Source organism: Collimonas fungivorans, assembly GCF_001584145.1.
Taxonomy (GTDB): Bacteria; Pseudomonadota; Gammaproteobacteria; order Burkholderiales; family Burkholderiaceae_D; genus Collimonas; species Collimonas fungivorans.
This window is the reverse complement of record NZ_CP013232.1, coordinates 1,624,141-1,639,874: the sequence shown is the minus strand read 5'-3', so window position 1 is coordinate 1,639,874 and position 15,734 is coordinate 1,624,141. Positions and strand designations below refer to the sequence as shown.

General features: G+C 60.5%; 13 protein-coding genes. 5 read left to right on the top strand and 8 right to left on the bottom strand.

The window, feature by feature from the left end; all coding sequences use genetic code 11:
- Positions 1 to 42: 42 nt before the first annotated feature.
- The 4 genes from CFter6_RS07050 to CFter6_RS07035 all read right to left on the bottom strand — a co-directional run bounded on the left by CFter6_RS07050 (position 43) and on the right by CFter6_RS07035 (position 5,024).
- The gene (locus CFter6_RS07050) at positions 43 to 1,695 is read right to left on the bottom strand and encodes an AMP-binding protein (protein WP_061539329.1); all 1,653 of its coding nucleotides are present in this window, start codon (positions 1,693 to 1,695) and stop codon (positions 43 to 45) included.
- Between the two features lie 68 nt (positions 1,696 to 1,763).
- Entirely contained in the window at positions 1,764 to 2,909 is a 1,146-nt protein-coding gene (locus CFter6_RS07045; RefSeq protein WP_061539328.1) for a CaiB/BaiF CoA transferase family protein, read from the bottom strand.
- Between the two features lie 6 nt (positions 2,910 to 2,915).
- Positions 2,916 to 3,848 (bottom strand): SDR family oxidoreductase, encoded by a 933-nt coding sequence (locus tag CFter6_RS07040; protein WP_061539327.1) that lies wholly within the window; start codon positions 3,846 to 3,848, stop codon positions 2,916 to 2,918.
- 36 nt (positions 3,849 to 3,884) lie between these two features.
- Positions 3,885 to 5,024 carry an acyl-CoA dehydrogenase family protein gene (locus CFter6_RS07035; RefSeq protein ID WP_061539326.1) on the bottom strand — a complete coding sequence of 380 codons (1,140 nt, stop codon included), beginning with the start codon at positions 5,022 to 5,024 and terminating at the stop codon, positions 3,885 to 3,887.
- Positions 5,025 to 5,468: 444 nt separating this feature from the next.
- On the opposite strand from CFter6_RS07035, the gene ugpB reads away from it, so the two are divergent.
- The 4 genes from ugpB (at position 5,469) to CFter6_RS07015 (ending at position 9,715) form a co-directional block, all read left to right on the top strand.
- On the top strand, positions 5,469 to 6,776 hold the full coding sequence (gene ugpB, locus CFter6_RS07030) for a sn-glycerol-3-phosphate ABC transporter substrate-binding protein UgpB (protein ID WP_061539325.1): 1,308 nt from the start codon (positions 5,469 to 5,471) through the stop codon (positions 6,774 to 6,776).
- Between the two features lie 100 nt (positions 6,777 to 6,876).
- Positions 6,877 to 7,761 carry a sn-glycerol-3-phosphate ABC transporter permease UgpA gene (gene ugpA, locus CFter6_RS07025; RefSeq protein ID WP_061542248.1) on the top strand — a complete coding sequence of 295 codons (885 nt, stop codon included), beginning with the start codon at positions 6,877 to 6,879 and terminating at the stop codon, positions 7,759 to 7,761.
- A 21-nt stretch (positions 7,762 to 7,782) separates the two neighbouring features.
- A complete protein-coding gene (gene ugpE, locus CFter6_RS07020; RefSeq protein WP_061539324.1) occupies positions 7,783 to 8,634 on the top strand; it encodes a sn-glycerol-3-phosphate ABC transporter permease UgpE in 852 nt (283 codons plus the stop codon).
- Position 8,635: 1 nt separating this feature from the next.
- Positions 8,636 to 9,715, top strand: coding sequence for a sn-glycerol-3-phosphate import ATP-binding protein UgpC (locus CFter6_RS07015; RefSeq protein ID WP_061539323.1), 1,080 nt, complete (start codon positions 8,636 to 8,638; stop codon positions 9,713 to 9,715).
- A gap of 43 nt (positions 9,716 to 9,758) precedes the next feature.
- Here the strand turns inward: CFter6_RS07015 and CFter6_RS07010 are convergent, their stop codons facing one another.
- Both CFter6_RS07010 and CFter6_RS07005 read right to left on the bottom strand, forming a co-directional pair.
- Entirely contained in the window at positions 9,759 to 12,173 is a 2,415-nt protein-coding gene (locus tag CFter6_RS07010) for a penicillin acylase family protein (RefSeq protein WP_061539322.1), read from the bottom strand.
- Positions 12,174 to 12,262: 89 nt separating this feature from the next.
- Entirely contained in the window at positions 12,263 to 12,493 is a 231-nt protein-coding gene (locus tag CFter6_RS07005) for a hypothetical protein (RefSeq protein ID WP_061539321.1), read from the bottom strand.
- A 151-nt stretch (positions 12,494 to 12,644) separates the two neighbouring features.
- Between CFter6_RS07005 and CFter6_RS07000 the strand changes: the two genes are divergently transcribed.
- Complete coding sequence (locus CFter6_RS07000) at positions 12,645 to 13,472, top strand: ferritin-like domain-containing protein (protein WP_061539320.1); 828 nt, start codon at positions 12,645 to 12,647, stop codon at positions 13,470 to 13,472.
- Between the two features lie 11 nt (positions 13,473 to 13,483).
- On the opposite strand, the gene CFter6_RS06995 is transcribed toward CFter6_RS07000, so the two are convergent.
- A complete protein-coding gene (locus CFter6_RS06995; protein WP_236904564.1) occupies positions 13,484 to 14,341 on the bottom strand; it encodes an amidohydrolase family protein in 858 nt (285 codons plus the stop codon).
- A gap of 110 nt (positions 14,342 to 14,451) precedes the next feature.
- A complete protein-coding gene (locus tag CFter6_RS06990; protein WP_061539318.1) occupies positions 14,452 to 15,675 on the bottom strand; it encodes a CaiB/BaiF CoA transferase family protein in 1,224 nt (407 codons plus the stop codon).
- Between the last annotated feature and the right edge of the window lie 59 nt (positions 15,676 to 15,734).

Genomic DNA, 15,734 nt, shown 5'->3' with positions numbered 1-15,734 from the left:
TAAAATCAGTACTATCGCTTGCCGGCGCAGGCAAGCAGCTTATCATTCCCATCCGACCGCGTTGCGTATCTGCAGTTCCTTCTCCATCAGCGCAGCGTAGCGTTTTTCCACTTCGCCACGCTTGACTTTCATGGTCGGCGTCATCAGCCCGTTGTCTATACTCCAGGCCTCTTTCAGTACCACGCATTTGGCGATCTTTTCGTGTGGCTCCAGCGTAGCGTTGACCAGCGCCATGTCGGCGATCAGCTGCTGCTCCACTTCGGCGCGCGGCTTGCTGCGCGCCGCTGCGGTCAGGGTCACCGCCATCACTGGCTGGTTCATGCCGCTGCCGATGAACAACAGATTCTCCAGATCAGTATTGCGCGCCAGCGAACATTCGATAGGCGCGGGCGCCACATATTTTCCCTTGGCGGTTTTAAAGATGTCTTTGACACGGCCGGTAATATACAGGTAACCGTCCTGGTCCACCCTGCCTTTATCGCCAGTGCGCAGGTAACCATCCGCGGTGAACGCAGCGCGTGTACTCTCGGGGTCTTTGTAATACCCCATCATCAGCCCCGGATGCTTGAACAGGATTTCGCCTTCATCCGACAATCTGAATCCCGCATTCGGCGGCGGCTTGCCGACCGAGCCGCTGCGGTTATTGCCCGGCAGGCAGGCGCTGGAATAGACCGAGGCTTCGGTAGGCGCATAACCTTGCAGCACTTCCAGCCCCAGGTTGCGGCGGTACCAGTCGAGCAGCGCCACTGGTATGGGCGCTGCGCCGGACAGGCAAATGCGGGTATTTTGCAGGCCGACGGCGGTGCGGATCTTGCGCCGGATGATGTTCCTCAACAGGGGAATCGCCATCAGCCGGTCCAGCTTCCGCTGCGGCATCTTGTGCAGGATGGCGTTCTGTATCCGGCTGTAAACCAGCGGTACGCCAAAAAAACGGGTCGGCGCCACCTGCGCCAGCTGCTCGCCCATCTTGTCGACATTTTCCAGGAAATGTACTTCGCCGCCGTTGTAGCAGCTGGGAATGGCGATCGCAAAGCGCTCGAATGCGTGCGCCAGCGGCATGTATGAAAAATAGCGCTCCTGGGTAGGTGACGGCGCCAGGTCCATGATGCTGTATACCGCGAACAATACGTTGCCGTAACTGAGCATCACCCCCTTCGGATTGCCGGTGGTGCCGGAAGTGTAGATCAGGGTCATCAGCGCCTCCTGCGACGGCGCCTGATAGTCCTCCATCGGCTGGTTGGCCGCGACCAGTTCGTCCCACTTGAACTGGCCCGCCAGCGCTTCCTGGTAGGGAAACGAGATGGTGCGGACCGATTCCGGAATCGCCCCCATGAAATCGTCGGCGTCCGGCATGGGGCCGAGGAACACGGCCTTGGCCTCGCTATGTTCGAAGATATAACGTGTGGTGGCCGCCGCCTGTTTCGGGTACATGCCGACGCTGACATGGCCGGCCATGGCGATCGCCAGGTCGGCCATGATCCAGTGCGCGGTATTGCGCCCGGAGATGCAGATGCGGCTGCCGGGCTCCCAGTCCATCGCCTTCAGCGCCGCCGCCATGCGTCTGATCTGGTCGCTGCCCAGGCCCCAGGTAGTGGCTTGCCACTGGCCGTCGACCGGCTGGAACAGCCAGGGCATGTCAGGTTTTTGCGACGCCCACTGCAACAGCATTTGCACCGGATTCTTTTGCCCGTTCATATTGCCTCCTCGCCCATCGCTCTGGATAACCGCTTGCCGATATTTTTATTCTGTCGGATGGCCTTGCTTCAAATCGCGCCGCTTGCGCGCAGTGCGGCCAGCGCCGCGGTACCAAACCCCAATCCTGTCAGAACGCTGGAAGTATCCGATCCCAATGCCGGGCAATCGCCAGTCGTGCCGGCAGCGTCGCTGAACTTGATCGGCAGGTCCGGCAACGGCTTGCCGTCGTCCATTCGCACCAGGCCGCGGGCCTTGACCTGCGGGTTGTCCAGCGCTTCCTGCGGGGTATAGATGCCGGATACGCAGCAGTCGCGGTCAGCCAGCAGCAACTCCCATTCATCGCGCGAACGGGCCTTGAATAATACTTCCAGGGCGCTCCGCAGCGCTGCGCCATCCGGCCCTGGCGCCAGCGGCAAGGCCGCCAGGTCGGGACGGCCGACGGCCTTGCAGAAATTCAGGAAAAATTTAGGCTCCAATGCCGCCATCGCCACATGCTTGCCGTCGGCGCAGGCGTAAATGCTGTAGTTGGCCAGGCCGCCGCTCAAGATATCGCCGCCGCGCGCCGCGCTCGCGCCCAGGGTGCGGACAGTTGCCAGCGACAGCGCCTGCAGTGCCAGCGTGCCGTCCAGCATGCCGACGTCGACCATGGTGCCATGGCCCGAGGCACGGGCGCCTATCACCGCCGCCAGGATGCCCAGGGCGCAGGTCAGCGCGCCGCCGGCCAGGTCGGCGCTCTGGAAATTCGACAGCGCCGGCGGACCGCCGGCGGCGCCGCTCTGGTCCAGCAGGCCGGCGTAGGCGCAGTAATTCATGTCATGGCCGGCGCGGTCCTTGTAGGGGCCGGTCTGGCCGTAACCGGTCAGCGCGGCGTAGACCAGGCGCGGATTGATGATCTTCAGTTCCTGGTAGCCGCAGCCCAGCTTGTCCATCACGCCGGGCCGGAACGATTCGATCAGGACATCGGCCTGCGCCACCATGACCTTCAGCACGGCGACCGCTTCCGGCTGCCGCAAATCCAGCGTCACCGATTTCTTGCCGCGATTGACCAGGGTGAACAATTCAGGCGACAGCATGCGCGCGTAATCGCCGCCTTGCGGCTCTTCCAGCTTGACCACCTCGGCCCCCATCTGCGCCAGGTAAAGGCTGCAAAAGGGACCAGGCAGCAAACGGGTCAGGTCGAGCACCCGGATGCCGGACAGCAGCGGATTAGCCATTGCGGATCATGGCTTGCCCTGGCCAAAGGGCGAGCCGACGTCCTGCACGATGGACATCAGCGATTCGCCTATGCTGCCTGGATAGGTAACGTCGTCGAAATCGACAATCTCTTGCCAATGCTGGGCCACCTGCTCAGGGCCGAAAGCCTGTCCGTGGAAATGATGGCCTTGCGTGCGCTGCCAGCGCAGCTTGGCGTGGAAGCCGGCACCGACCTCGAACAAGCTGCCGTTCTCCTTGCAGCTCTCGTGACACAGGTATGCCGCCAGCGGCGCCACGAACTCCGGCTTGAGCGCTTCCATCATCTGTGGCGGCATCACCGTTTCCGAAATGCGCGAACCGGCCAGCGGCGCGATGGTGTTGACCAGCACGTTCTTGGCAGCGCCTTCGATCGCCAGCGTATTCGCCATGCCGATCAGGCCCATCTTCGCCATGCTGTAGTTGGCCTGGCCGAAATTGCCGTAGATGCCCGCCGCCGAAGTGGTCATGACGATGCGGCCGTAACCTTTGTTGCGCATGTGCGGCCAGGCGGCATGGGTGACGCGGAAAGCGCCCAGCACGTGGACGCGGTAGATCAGGTCCCAGTCGTCGGCGCTCATCTTGGCGAAACTGCTGTCGCGCAGGATGCCGGCATTGTTGATCACGATATCGACGCCGCCGAAATGGTCGAGCGCGGTCTGCACGATCTGGCGGCCGTCTTCCACCGAGTCGTAATTGGCGATCGCGCTGCCGCCGGCCGCCTTGATCTCCGCCACCACCTGGTCGGCAGCGGCGCTGGACTTGCCGCCGCCATGCACGTCTCCGCCCAGGTCATTCACCACTACGTGGGCGCCGCGCGCTCCCAGCAGCAAGGCATGCACCCGTCCCAGGCCATTGCCGGCGCCGGTGACGATCGCCACCCGGCCGTCGTAGTGCAATTCATTCCGTAATTCATTTTCCATGGTCTGTGTCTTTATTCAAAATAGAAAAACCCGCACTCATATTGAGCGGGAAATGATTTCTTTCATGATTTCGTTGGTGCCGCCATAAATGCGCTGGGCACGCGCATCGATAAATGCACGCGCAATCGCGTACTCCTGCATGAAACCGTATCCGCCATGCAGTTGCAGGCATTGGTCCAGCACCTTGCCTTGCAAATCGGAACACCAGTACTTGGCGGCCGCCGCCGCGTCAACCCGCAATTCGCCCGCCACTTCCAGCTCGACGCAGCGGTCGACGAACACGCGTGCGATCTGCAACTCGGTTTTCATCTCGGCCAGCTTGAAGCGCGTGTTCTGGAACGACGACACGGCGCGGCCGAAGGCTTGCCTGTCGCGCGTGTATTCGATGGTTGCGGTGAGCATGGCTTCGGCATTGGCGACCGAGGTGATCGCAATCAGCAGCCGTTCCCAGGCCAGCTCTTGCATCAGCATGGTGAAACCGGCGCCGACCTGGCCGACGATGTTGCTCTTCGGGACCCGCACATTGTCAAAGAACAGCTCGCAGGTATCCTGCGCCTTCATGCCGATCTTCTTCAGCGGCTTGCCCTTGCTGAAACCGGGCCGGCCGGCCTCGATCACCAGCAAGGACACATTCTTCGCTCCGCGGCTCTTGTCGCCGACCTTGACCGCCGCCACCACCATGTCGCTGTTATAGCCGTTGGTGATGAATATCTTGGAGCCGTTGACGATGTAATCGTCGCCGTCCTCGATCGCCGTGGTCTGTATCGCCTGCAGGTCCGAGCCGGTGCCCGGTTCGGTCATCGCGATCGCCGTGATCGCGGTGCCGGCGGCCATCTTCGGCAGCCAGGCTTGCTTCAGTTCTTCGCTGCCGTAACGCAGCAGGTAAGGCGCCACGATGTCGGAATGCAGGGGCCAGCCTATGCCCGAGGCGTTGCTGCTGGCCAGCTCTTCCAGCACGATGGTGCTGAATTTGCGGTCGACGCCGGAGCCGCCGTAATTCTCCGGCATATTGGTGCACAGGAAACCTAGCTCGCCGGCGCGCTGCCAGACATCGCGGTCGACAAAACCCTGCTCCTCCCAGGCAGCATGGCGCGGCAAGATTTCAGTCTGCAGAAAACGGCGCAGACTCTGGCGAAACTCTTCATGGTCGGAATTGAACAGCAGGCGCGGGATCATGCGCGGCCCCGGCAAGCGGCAAGACCGGCGCAGCCGTCGGTACGGCAGATAAGTGCGTGAAACATGTAGTCTCCTGATATTTTATTGTGTAATTTAATTTACACTTACATCAATCACAGGGTCGAAATCACCGGGATTGATGGTATTTGAGAATACACCGGTTTTCAATATGAAAGCTAGAGACAGGTCTCGGACTATCGGTAATTATTATTACACCAGACTCAATTCCCGAAGCTGCGCTTATGGAGCAATGGCAAGCCGCAAACCAGGCTCGTGAATCAAGCTTGTAAATCGGGCTGCATATCGCCTTTCATTGCGCATAAGAAAAACAAACATTGCGCGGCTGACAAACTCACCTATAGAATCCGGCTTTATAGCGAGGCCGCTGCTGTCACGCAGTCGTCATATGACTTCGCTACCATAAAAAATTTTACGGAGGCCCTGATGAAATTGAAAGCACTGGCTGTCGCTTGCACACTGGCGACCATGAGCGTTGCGGCGCACGCCGCCACCGAGATATCGTGGTGGCACTCGATGGCCGGCGCTCTCGGCGACCGCGTCAACGGGCTGGCCGACGAATTCAACAAGAGCCAGTCGGAATACAAGGTCACCCCGGTTTACAAAGGCGCCTACGACGAAGCCATGGCAGCGGCAACCGCCGCCTACCGCGCCGGCAACGCGCCAGATATCCTGCAGGTGTTCGAAGTCGGCACCGCCACCATGATGTACTCCAAGGGCGCCATCAAGCCGGTGTCGGAAGTCATGAAGCTGGCCGGCGAACCGTTCGATCCTTCTGCCTACGTGCCGGCCATCGGCGGCTATTACGCCGCGCCTAAAGGCGGCGGCCTGCTGTCGCTGCCGTTCAACAGTTCGACTACAGTGATGTTCTATAACAAGGACATGTTCACCAAGGCCGGGCTGGACCCCAACAAGCCGCCGGTGACCTGGCAGGAACTCGCGGTCGATGCCGCCAAGCTGAAAGCCAGCGGCGCCAAATGCGCCTACACCACGACCTGGCAGTCGTGGGTCGAGCTGGAATCGTTCTCGACCTGGCACAATGTCGAATTTGCCTCCAAGAACAATGGCTTCGACGGCCTCGACACACGCCTGAAATTCAACAGCCCGCTGCACGTCAAGCATATCGAAAACCTGGCCAACTGGGCCAAGCAAGGCTACTTCACCTACGCCGGCCGCAAGGATGAAGCTACCTCGAAATTCTATGCCGGCGAGTGCGGCATCCTGACCGGTTCGTCGTCCAGCTATGCGGATATCGCCAAAAATTCCAAGTTCAAGTTCGGCATCGCCACCCTGCCGTATTACAACGACGTGCCGGGCGCGCCGCAAAACACCATGATAGGCGGCGCTTCGCTGTGGGTCATGGGCGGCAAGAAAACCGAGGACTACAAGGGCGTGGCCAAGTTCTTCAAATTCCTGTCGAAACCGGAAGTGCAAGCCAAATGGCATCAGGAAACCGGCTACCTGCCGACCACCACGGCGGCTTACGAAATCACAAAGAAGTCCGGTTTCTATGAACGCAATCCGGGCACCGATGTGCCAGTCAAGCAGATGATCACCAAGACCACCGACAAGTCGCGCGGCATCCGCCTCGGCAACATGCCGCAGATCCGCACCATCATCGATGAAGAACTGGAAAACGTCTGGACCGGCAAGATCACGCCGAAACAGGCGCTGGATACCGCGGTGGAGCGCGGCAACCTGCTGCTGGAACGTTTCGAGAAAACCAACAAGTAATTAATGTAGGGTGGGCATATTTGCCCACCCTACGGAATTGCATTCCGTCATACCCTGAAATCCCGCGCCAGCGCGGATGCTCCGGTCAGAAAGCCTCATCTTGGAAAAACGCGCTCGCTTCAAGTCTGCCTGGCTGCCTTACGCGCTGGTCGCGCCGCAGATCATTGTCACCCTGTTGTTTTTCGTCTGGCCGGCGGTGCAAGCCCTGTACCAGTCGATGCTGCTGCAGGACGCTTTCGGCGGTTATTCCGAATTCGTCTGGTTCGACAATTTCCGCACCCTGTTCGCCGACAGCAATTACCTCGCCTCGTTCAAGACCACCGCGGTGTTTTCCATCCTGGTCGCCGTACTCGGCCTGTCGCTGTCGCTGATGCTGGCCGCTTTTGCCGACCGCGTGGTGAAAGGCTCGGCCATCTACAAGACCTTCCTGATCTGGCCCTACGCTGTGTCGCCAGTGGTGGTTGGCGTGCTGTGGATGTTCATGCTGAGCCCCACGCTCGGGATCGTCTCCAACTGGTTGCATTACATCGGCATCGACTGGAACCACGTGCTGAACGGCCGTCACGCGATGATACTGATCGTGATCGCCGCCGTCTGGAAACAGGTCAGCTACAACTTCCTGTTCTTCCTGGCCGGCCTGCAAGCGATACCGAAGTCGCTGATCGAAGCCGCCGCGATCGACGGCGCCGGCCCGGTCAAGCGCTTCGCCACCATCATTTTCCCGCTGCTGTCGCCCACCACTTTTTTCCTGCTGGTGGTGAACATCGTCTACGCCTTCTTCGACACCTTTGCCATCATCGAAGCCACCACCCAGGGCGGCCCCGGCAAGGATACCGAGATCCTGGTCTACAAGGTCTTCATCGACGGCTTCAAGGGCGGCGACCTGGGCAGCGCCGCGGCGCAGTCGGTGATCCTGATGACCATCGTCATCGTGCTCACCGTGGCGCAGTTCAAGTATGTTGAAAAGAAAGTCCAGTACGCATGAAAACTGTCACGAAAGCCGCCCATGATTGAGCGCCGCCCCATCCTCGACATGGTCAGCCACCTGGTGCTGATCCTGGGCCTCATCATCATCGCCTTCCCGCTGTATGTAGCTTTTGTCGCCAGCACGCAAACCGCGCAGGAAGCAGCGGCAGCGCCACTGTCGCTGCTGCCCGGCAGCCATCTTGTCGAAAACTACGGCGCCCTGCTGACCAAGGGTGCATCCGGCAACGTCTCGGCGCCGCCGGTGGCGCGCATGCTGCTGGTGAGCCTGATATCGGCGCTGACGATCGCGATCGGCAAGATCTCGATTTCGATGCTGTCGGCATTCGCCATGGTGTACTTCCGGTTTCCCGGACGCTCGCTGTTCTTCTGGATGATTTTCATGACTCTGATGCTGCCGGTGGAGGTGCGCATCACGCCGACCTACCAGGTGGTGTCCGACTTCCACATGCTCAACAGCTACGCCGGCCTGACCATACCGCTGATCGCGTCGGCCACCGCCACTTTCCTGTTCCGCCAGTTCTTCCTGACCATTCCCGATGAACTGGCGGAAGCAGCGCGCATCGACGGCGCCGGTCCCTTGCGCTTTTTCAAGGACGTGATCTGGCCGCTGTCGCGCACCAATGTCATCGCGCTGTTCGTGATCATGTTCATCTACGGCTGGAACCAGTACCTGTGGCCGCTGATGATCGCCACCAACCAAGACATGTATCCGATCGGCATAGGCATCAAGACGCTGATCGCCGGCGGCGATTCGGCGGTGGAATGGAATATGGTGATGGCGACCCTGGTGCTGGCGATGCTGCCGCCGGGCCTGGTAGTGGTGGTGATGCAAAAATGGTTTGTTAAAGGTCTGGTTGATTCCGAGAAGTGATATGGCAAAAGTACACCTAGAAAACGTCAAGAAAACCTACGGCAAGGCGCCCAAGGCGGTCGATGTCATCCACGGCATTTCGATCGATATCGCCGATGGCGAATTCATCGTCATGGTAGGTCCTTCCGGCTGCGGCAAGTCGACCTTGCTGCGCATGGTGGCGGGCCTGGAAGAAGTCACTTCCGGCGACATCGTCATCGGCGACCGCGTGGTCAACCGGCTGGAGCCGAAAGACCGCGACATCGCCATGGTGTTCCAGAATTACGCGCTGTACCCGCACATGAGCGTGTACGAGAACATGGCCTACGGCCTGAAGATCCGCGGCCTGGGCAAGGACGACATCGAGGTGCGAGTGCAGAAGGCAGCCAAGATCCTGGAACTGGGCGCGCTGCTGCAACGCACCCCGCGCCAGCTGTCCGGCGGCCAGCGCCAGCGGGTGGCGATGGGACGCGCCATCGTGCGCGAGCCGGCGGTGTTCCTGTTCGATGAACCGCTGTCCAACCTGGACGCCAAGCTGCGCGTACAGATGCGCCTGGAAATCCAGAAACTGCACCGCACGCTGGGCACCACCAGCTTGTATGTGACGCATGACCAGGTCGAAGCCATGACCCTGGGCCAACGCATGATCGTCATGAACGGCGGCCGCGCCGAACAGATAGGCACGCCTGCCGAGGTCTACGCCAAACCGGCCACCACCTTCGTCGCCAGCTTTATCGGCTCGCCGCCGATGAACCTGCTGCAGGGACAGCTGGCGGAGGACGGCAGCAGCTTCATCCTGGCCAACGCCGACGCCGTCGCATTGCCATTCGTCCACGGCGCAATCGCCGGCCGCGAGTGCATCATGGGCCTGCGTCCGGAGCAGCTGATCTTCGGCCGGCCCGGCTTGAACCTGCGCGCGGAACTGGTGGAAGCCTTGGGCGCCGACCTGCTGGTGCATGCTTCGATAGGAGACCAGCTGCTGGTGATGCGGGTGCCGGCCGCGACCGCGGTCGTGACAGGCCAGCAAATCACTGCCGGTTTTGACGCCACGGCCCTACACTGGTTCGATCCGCAGACGACTCAACGTATCGAGCTGGCATAAAAAAGGGCGCTGATCTGCGCCCTTTTTACTTTGCACCCGCAGTTCAGTTTGCCGGCTGCAGGCGAATCCGTTGCACCGTGGCCTGCTCCACCGCCGCCCGCGAATACAGCAGCGGGAAATATTCGCCCTTGAGCCATTTGACAGCCAGGTCGCGGTAATGCGGACTGTCCGGGTCTCCCGATTGTCCCGGCGAATTGACCGCGCGCGAATTATCCCAGTTGCCGACATCGACCACCACTCGGAACGAGGGCCCGTTGGTTTGCAGGAAATCGCTGCTGCGATAAGTCGACTGGTTGGGCGAATAGGCGCCGCCATGGGTCGGCATGGGGCCGACATTCAATTTTGCGCGGGTAGCCTCATCCACCGCAGCGGCCAGCGGGTGCTCCATAAGGTTATGGTGCAGCTTGCCCCATTGCCATTGGCTAGCGTCGCTGCCCTGCAGCTTCTGCAGTTCGGCATAAGCTGCGCTCAAGCTGCTCAATAGCAACTGGTCGCGCTTTTGCACAGCGTCCGGGCCAAAACGCGCCTGCGGCTGCTCCAGCGTATCCAGCAGCACTGCGGTATCCGGCGCGCCCATCGCTTCCGCCGCAGCCGGGCTCAGCACCGCAGCCTTGAACGCCTTGCCCAGGTGCCGTGAGAGCCAGACTTCAAACAAGGCGGCTGGCGCCGAATCGGCGCGCTCGACAAAATCCCAGCCGGCAAACAGGTTCAACGCCGCCTGGGTCTGCGCATCGCCGGCGGACAGCGGTTTCAGCAGCGCCGCCAGGCGCCGTGCCGGGATCGACAGGTCATCGTTCTGCAGGCGCATGGAATCTTCCAGCGACACCTTGTTCAGCGACGACAGTACTTCGCTGATGCGCGTGAAACGTGAATTATTGGTCCACTCAAACCCGAGCTTGCGTTCGCGATACGGATAACCGTCCGGCAGGTTCATCTGGTTGGCGGAGGCGAACCAGCCCTGTTTCGGATTGTAGCTGGAGGGCAGCCGGTCGCCTGACCAAAATCCGGCCCATTCGTAGCGGCCGTCGCCAGGCACCGGCAGCAAACCGTCCCAGTTGGGGCGGATCGGCGCCAACCCGCCCGGCATCCAGCCGATATTGCCCTTGGTGTCGGCATATACCTGGTTCTCGGTCGGCGCGCCCCAGTGCAGCAGGGAATGCTTGAACTCGGCAAAATTCCTGGCGCGCATATAGTCGATGCTGCCGAAATACGGCGACATGCCGGGTTCCAGCCAGCCGGAACGGACGGCAAAAGCGCGGTTTTTCCCTGGCTCGGAAAAAATCACAGGACCGTGGCGGCTGAACACCAGTTCGGCAGCAACAGGTTTCCCGCCCTTGACCGGAATCTGTTCCGTGATGATATTGAACGGCTCCCACTTGCCCTGGTATTGATACTGGTCGGAATGCTCGGGGTTAAGCTGGTAGACGTACAAATCTTCCTGGTCGATATTGAAAATCGTCAGGCCGAAGGCGACGCTGCCGTTATGTCCGATCGAAATGCCCGGCAACGCCGGTTCGCCGGCGCCAATCACATTCAGGCCCGGCGCATTGATATGGGCGATGTAGCGCAGCGACGGCGCCGAATACGCGCGATGCGGATCGTTCGCCATGATGGCGCGGCCGGTCGCCGATTTTGCCGGTGCAACTACCCAGTTGTTGCTACCTTCGGCGATTTCTTCAGGATTCTCGGCGGCGGCGATCACGACGGCATCGCTCTGCCCTTTCTGCAAGCTGTCTTTGCTGATCTTCACGCCCTGGGTAGCAAGCTGGAACACTTTCAGCAAATCCTTCGGCAGGCAGGGATCCAGTCCTTCCGGCATGGTCGTCTCCCATTTCGGCGTCAGGCCGAAACGGATTTCGTCCGATTTCAGGTCGGCCTTGCAGGCGACGTTGGCCCGCGCCACTTCGCTGTCCAGGTTGCGGGTAAGGCCGTGGCTACGGATGCGCACCACATCCTCCGCCTGCCACCTGGCCGGCGCATAACCCAGCTGCCTGAATTCAAACGGCAATTTTTCCGGATGGGTATTGACGTAGTCGACATAGGCATTGATGCCAGCCACGAAGGTGTTCGCCACCTGCTGCGCGTGCGGACCGTAGGACTGCCACTCGCGCTGCATGTCGCCGCGGTACAGGAACAGCCGGGCCGCGCGGTCTTGCTGCACGTAGGCCGGGCCGAATACCTGGGCCAGCAGCCCGAGGCCGCGGCGGCGCCACAAATCGATCTGGAACAGACGGTCGCGCGCCGCATTGAAGCCCTGGACAAAAAAAGCGTCATCCTGGTTCGCCGCGTATATGTGCGGTACACCCCATTGGTCTACTAAAATTTCTGCCGGCTTTTTCAAGCCCGCAATCTTGTAGGTAGCTGCCGGCGCCGGCAAAACATCCCTGGCCTGGCTTGAGGCTGCTGCCAATAACACCAGCAGCGCCGCCGCAGACGGAGCCCAGATAGGTCGTTGCATAAGCGTTTATCTCTTTTGTATTTTATTTACAAACCAGCTATTACCAGGCCCCGCGCCGGAAGGCCCCGTGCCGCAAAAATCATGGTGTCTCAGATGGCGATGAGATTATCCACCTCATTTTTGGCAAGCAAGATGCTGCTGTCATAAGCGGCTTTCCAGTTGTTATGCACAACTTCCGTGTTGGTGAAATTGGCAACGCTGATCCCTGATTTTGATATCTGGTAACCGTCATGCCACAGATCATCACGCGGGTTCCGCGCCGGTTTCGACACAATGACATAACCGCGATATTCGACGTTTTCACCGGTTTGATTGTCCATGTTTACCTCGCTGCAAATAAGACTTAATCCTAGCATGAGTGTGGAATGCACACATTCCAGCAAAATCGTGTACCTTGAACCTATTGCTGAAGCATGCGTCATACCTGCAGGTACGTTCTATATCAGTCACAACCACATGGAGAGATTGATTATGCACAAAGGTAGCGAACAGAACACGCACTGGAAAATCGCCGACCTGGATTTTTCAAAAATCAACATCCCTAAAGTCCGGCCCGACGAGAATCTTTTTTACCTGGTCACCTGCGCCTCGTTTGTCGAAAGCGGCTCCGACCTGTATACACAGAACCTGGTGGACTACTACGGCGACGAGCCGGAAATCTCCACCTGGCTGCGCGAGCAGTGGGAAGTCGAGGAACTGCAGCATGGCCAGGCGCTGCGCGCTTATGTCGAACACATATGGCCGGAATTCGACTGGCCTGCCGCTTATCGCAACTTCCTCGACGAATATTCAACTTATTGCAAGGTTGAACTGCTGGAACCCAGCAAAGGCCTGGAAATGGTGGCGCGCTGCGTGGTGGAAGCCGGCACCGCCACCTTCTACAGCGCATTGTCGCGCAGCACCGATGAGCCGGTGCTGAAGGACCTGGCCTCGCGCATCGCCAGGGACGAGGTGAACCATTACAAGCATTTCTTCCGTTATTTCCGCCGCTTCCGGCAGCACGAGGGACTGCGCCGCCACCGCATCTTCGGTGCCCTGCGCCGCCGTACCCTGGAAATGAAAAACGAAGACGCCGCCTGCGCCCTGCGCCACGTGCTCGGCACCAGGGCGCCGCAGCATGCCGACGACCAGGCCATGCTGCAGCAGATCCACAGCAAGATGAACACCACCATCCGCAGCCACCTGTCGCCCGACATGACGATCAAGATGATCATGCGGCCGCTGGACCTGCCGCCCGCGGTGCAGTCGATGGTGGTCTACCCGGTCACGCAGATCATGAACAAAGTGTTCTTGCGGTAAGCGCGGTCGCGCTATAGACGGTAGAAGCGCTGCGCATTCAGGCCCATGACCTGCTGCCGCTGGGAGACATCAAGACCCGCCAGCAAATCATCGGTAGCCGCCAGCCAGCGCCCATAATCCGCCGCCAGGTTGACTACCGGCCAGTCGCTGCCCCAGATCACCCGTTCGGCGCCGAATACATCCAGCACGTGAGATGCATATGGCTGCAGCTGTGCTACCTGCCAGCCGGCCGCCGCTTCGGTCACCAGCCCCGACAACTTGCAATACACCTGTGGCAGCGTCGCCAGGCGGCTCATCGATGCCCGCCAGGGTTCCATTGCGGTGCTGGCGATCAGCGGTTTGGCCGCGTGGTCGATGACGATAGGCAGATCCGGATAGCGCTCGGCGAACTCCAGTAGAGACGGCAGCTGGCGCGGCACCACCAGCGCGTCCAGGCTCAGCCGGTGGCGCTGCATGGCGTCGATTGCCGGCGCCAGCAGCGGATCGCAGATCCAGTCGTCGGCCAGCCCCTGCAGCATGGGCCGCAGGCCGCGCATCTTCGGATGGCTGGCCAGCAGCTGTATTTGCTGTTCGGCGTTGGCCGCCTTCAGATCGGCCCAGCCGACCACTGCCCGGATAAATGCGCTGCGCTCAGCCAGCCCCAGCATGAACAAGGTATCGCTCATGCTGGGCAAGGATTGCACCAGTACGCTGCCGCTGATGCCGTGCTGCTGCAGCAAAGGTTCCAGCTGGTCCGGCAGGAAGTCGCGATGGATTGCCGCCAGTTCCGACGGCGGCCATTGTCCGGTCCGGTTCGCCAGCAGCCAGAAATGCTGGTGGGCGTCGATGCGCATGGGGGCCGGCGCTGTATCAGGCATATCGTCAGGCATATTGTTGGTCTCGGATCAGTATCTTTGGCACGGCAGTTGCGACGAAAGGTCCATTGGATGGACCAATACTATCATGTGCAATTTTCGCCGGGCAACCGAAAATTACCCGCTCAGATTACGCCCAGTTGCCTCAGCTCTGCGATCTGCTCCGCGCTTTTGCCAATGGCGGCCAGCACCTCCGCCGTATGCTGCCCCAGCTCCGGTCCCACCCAGTTGGTCTGGCCCGGCGTCGCCGACAGTTTAGGCACGATGCCCGGCAAGTCTATCGGCTGGCCGTCCGGCAGCACATGCTGCTGGATCATGTCGCGCGCGCGGAAATGCGGATCCTGGTGGATATCGGCGGCGGTATACACCTTGCTGCTCGGGACTTCGGCCTGTTCCAGCACCTGCAGTACATGTTCCAGATCATGTTGCGAAGTCCATTCCGTGATGGCGGCGTCGAGCATGTCGTTGTGCTGCGCCCGGCCGTCGTTGCGCGCCAGGCGCGGATCCTGCGCCAAGTCGCTGCGGCCGATGGCGTGCATCAGGCGCTTGAAGATGCTGTCGCCGTTGCCGGCGATGATCACATAGTGTTCGCCGCGGGCATCGCTCAGGCAGGGATAAGTGCTGGATGGCGAAATGCCGGGAAAACTGGCGCCGGTGCGCTCGCGCACGAATCCGAACTCGGCGTATTCCGGGATCAGGCTTTCCATCACGCCGAACACTGCTTCATACAAGGCGATGTCGATGAACTGCCCTGTGCCGTTGTTTGCTTTCAGATGGTGCATAGCCAGCAGCGCGCCGATCACGCCATACAGCGACGCCAGCGTGTCGCCGATGCTGACGCCGACCCGCACCGGCGGCCGGTCCGGATAACCGGCCAGGTTGCGCAAACCGCCCATCGACTCGGCAATCGCCGCAAAACCCGGACGCGCATGGTAAGGGCCGTCCTGGCCATATCCCGACACGCGGACCATGATCAGTTTCGGATTGATCTTCGACAGATCCTCCCAGCCCAGGCCCCAGCCTTCCAGCGTGCCGGGGCGGAAATTCTCGATCACGATATCGGCATCCTTGACCAGGTCGCGCACAATCTGCTGGCCCTGTTCCGATTTCAGGTTCAGCGTCACCGATTTCTTGTTGCGGCTCTGCGAATACCACCACAGCGAAGTGCCGTTGTGCAGCTTGCGCCATTTGCGCAGCGGGTCGCCATCTCCCGGCGCTTCGATCTTGATCACCTCGGCGCCAAACTGCCCCAGCAGGCTGGCGGCATACGGGCCGGCGATCAAGGTGCCGAGTTCGATCACCTTGACGCCCTGGAGGGAGGATTGCTGCTCTGCGCCTGGCTGCTGCATTTCTTTTCACCTGTTTTCTGTCATCTGTTCATGCTGCGGATCGGCAGATTATAGAATAG

Excerpts from the sequence above, each read along its gene's own strand:
- ugpE (WP_061539324.1), top strand. The coding sequence starts at position 7,783 with ATGATTGAGCGCCGCCCCATCCTCGACATGGTCAGCCACCTGGTGCTG.
- CFter6_RS07010 (WP_061539322.1), bottom strand. The coding sequence starts at position 12,173 with ATGCAACGACCTATCTGGGCTCCGTCTGCGGCGGCGCTGCTGGTGTTA.
- CFter6_RS06995 (WP_236904564.1), bottom strand. The coding sequence starts at position 14,341 with ATGCCTGACGATATGCCTGATACAGCGCCGGCCCCCATGCGCATCGAC.
- CFter6_RS07040 (WP_061539327.1), bottom strand. The coding sequence starts at position 3,848 with ATGGAAAATGAATTACGGAATGAATTGCACTACGACGGCCGGGTGGCG.
- CFter6_RS07015 (WP_061539323.1), top strand. The coding sequence starts at position 8,636 with ATGGCAAAAGTACACCTAGAAAACGTCAAGAAAACCTACGGCAAGGCG.
- CFter6_RS07000 (WP_061539320.1), top strand. The coding sequence starts at position 12,645 with ATGCACAAAGGTAGCGAACAGAACACGCACTGGAAAATCGCCGACCTG.
- CFter6_RS07045 (WP_061539328.1), bottom strand. The coding sequence starts at position 2,909 with ATGGCTAATCCGCTGCTGTCCGGCATCCGGGTGCTCGACCTGACCCGT.
- CFter6_RS06990 (WP_061539318.1), bottom strand. The coding sequence starts at position 15,675 with ATGCAGCAGCCAGGCGCAGAGCAGCAATCCTCCCTCCAGGGCGTCAAG.
- ugpB (WP_061539325.1), top strand. The coding sequence starts at position 5,469 with ATGAAATTGAAAGCACTGGCTGTCGCTTGCACACTGGCGACCATGAGC.
- CFter6_RS07005 (WP_061539321.1), bottom strand. The coding sequence starts at position 12,493 with ATGGACAATCAAACCGGTGAAAACGTCGAATATCGCGGTTATGTCATT.
- CFter6_RS07050 (WP_061539329.1), bottom strand. The coding sequence starts at position 1,695 with ATGAACGGGCAAAAGAATCCGGTGCAAATGCTGTTGCAGTGGGCGTCG.
- CFter6_RS07035 (WP_061539326.1), bottom strand. The coding sequence starts at position 5,024 with ATGATCCCGCGCCTGCTGTTCAATTCCGACCATGAAGAGTTTCGCCAG.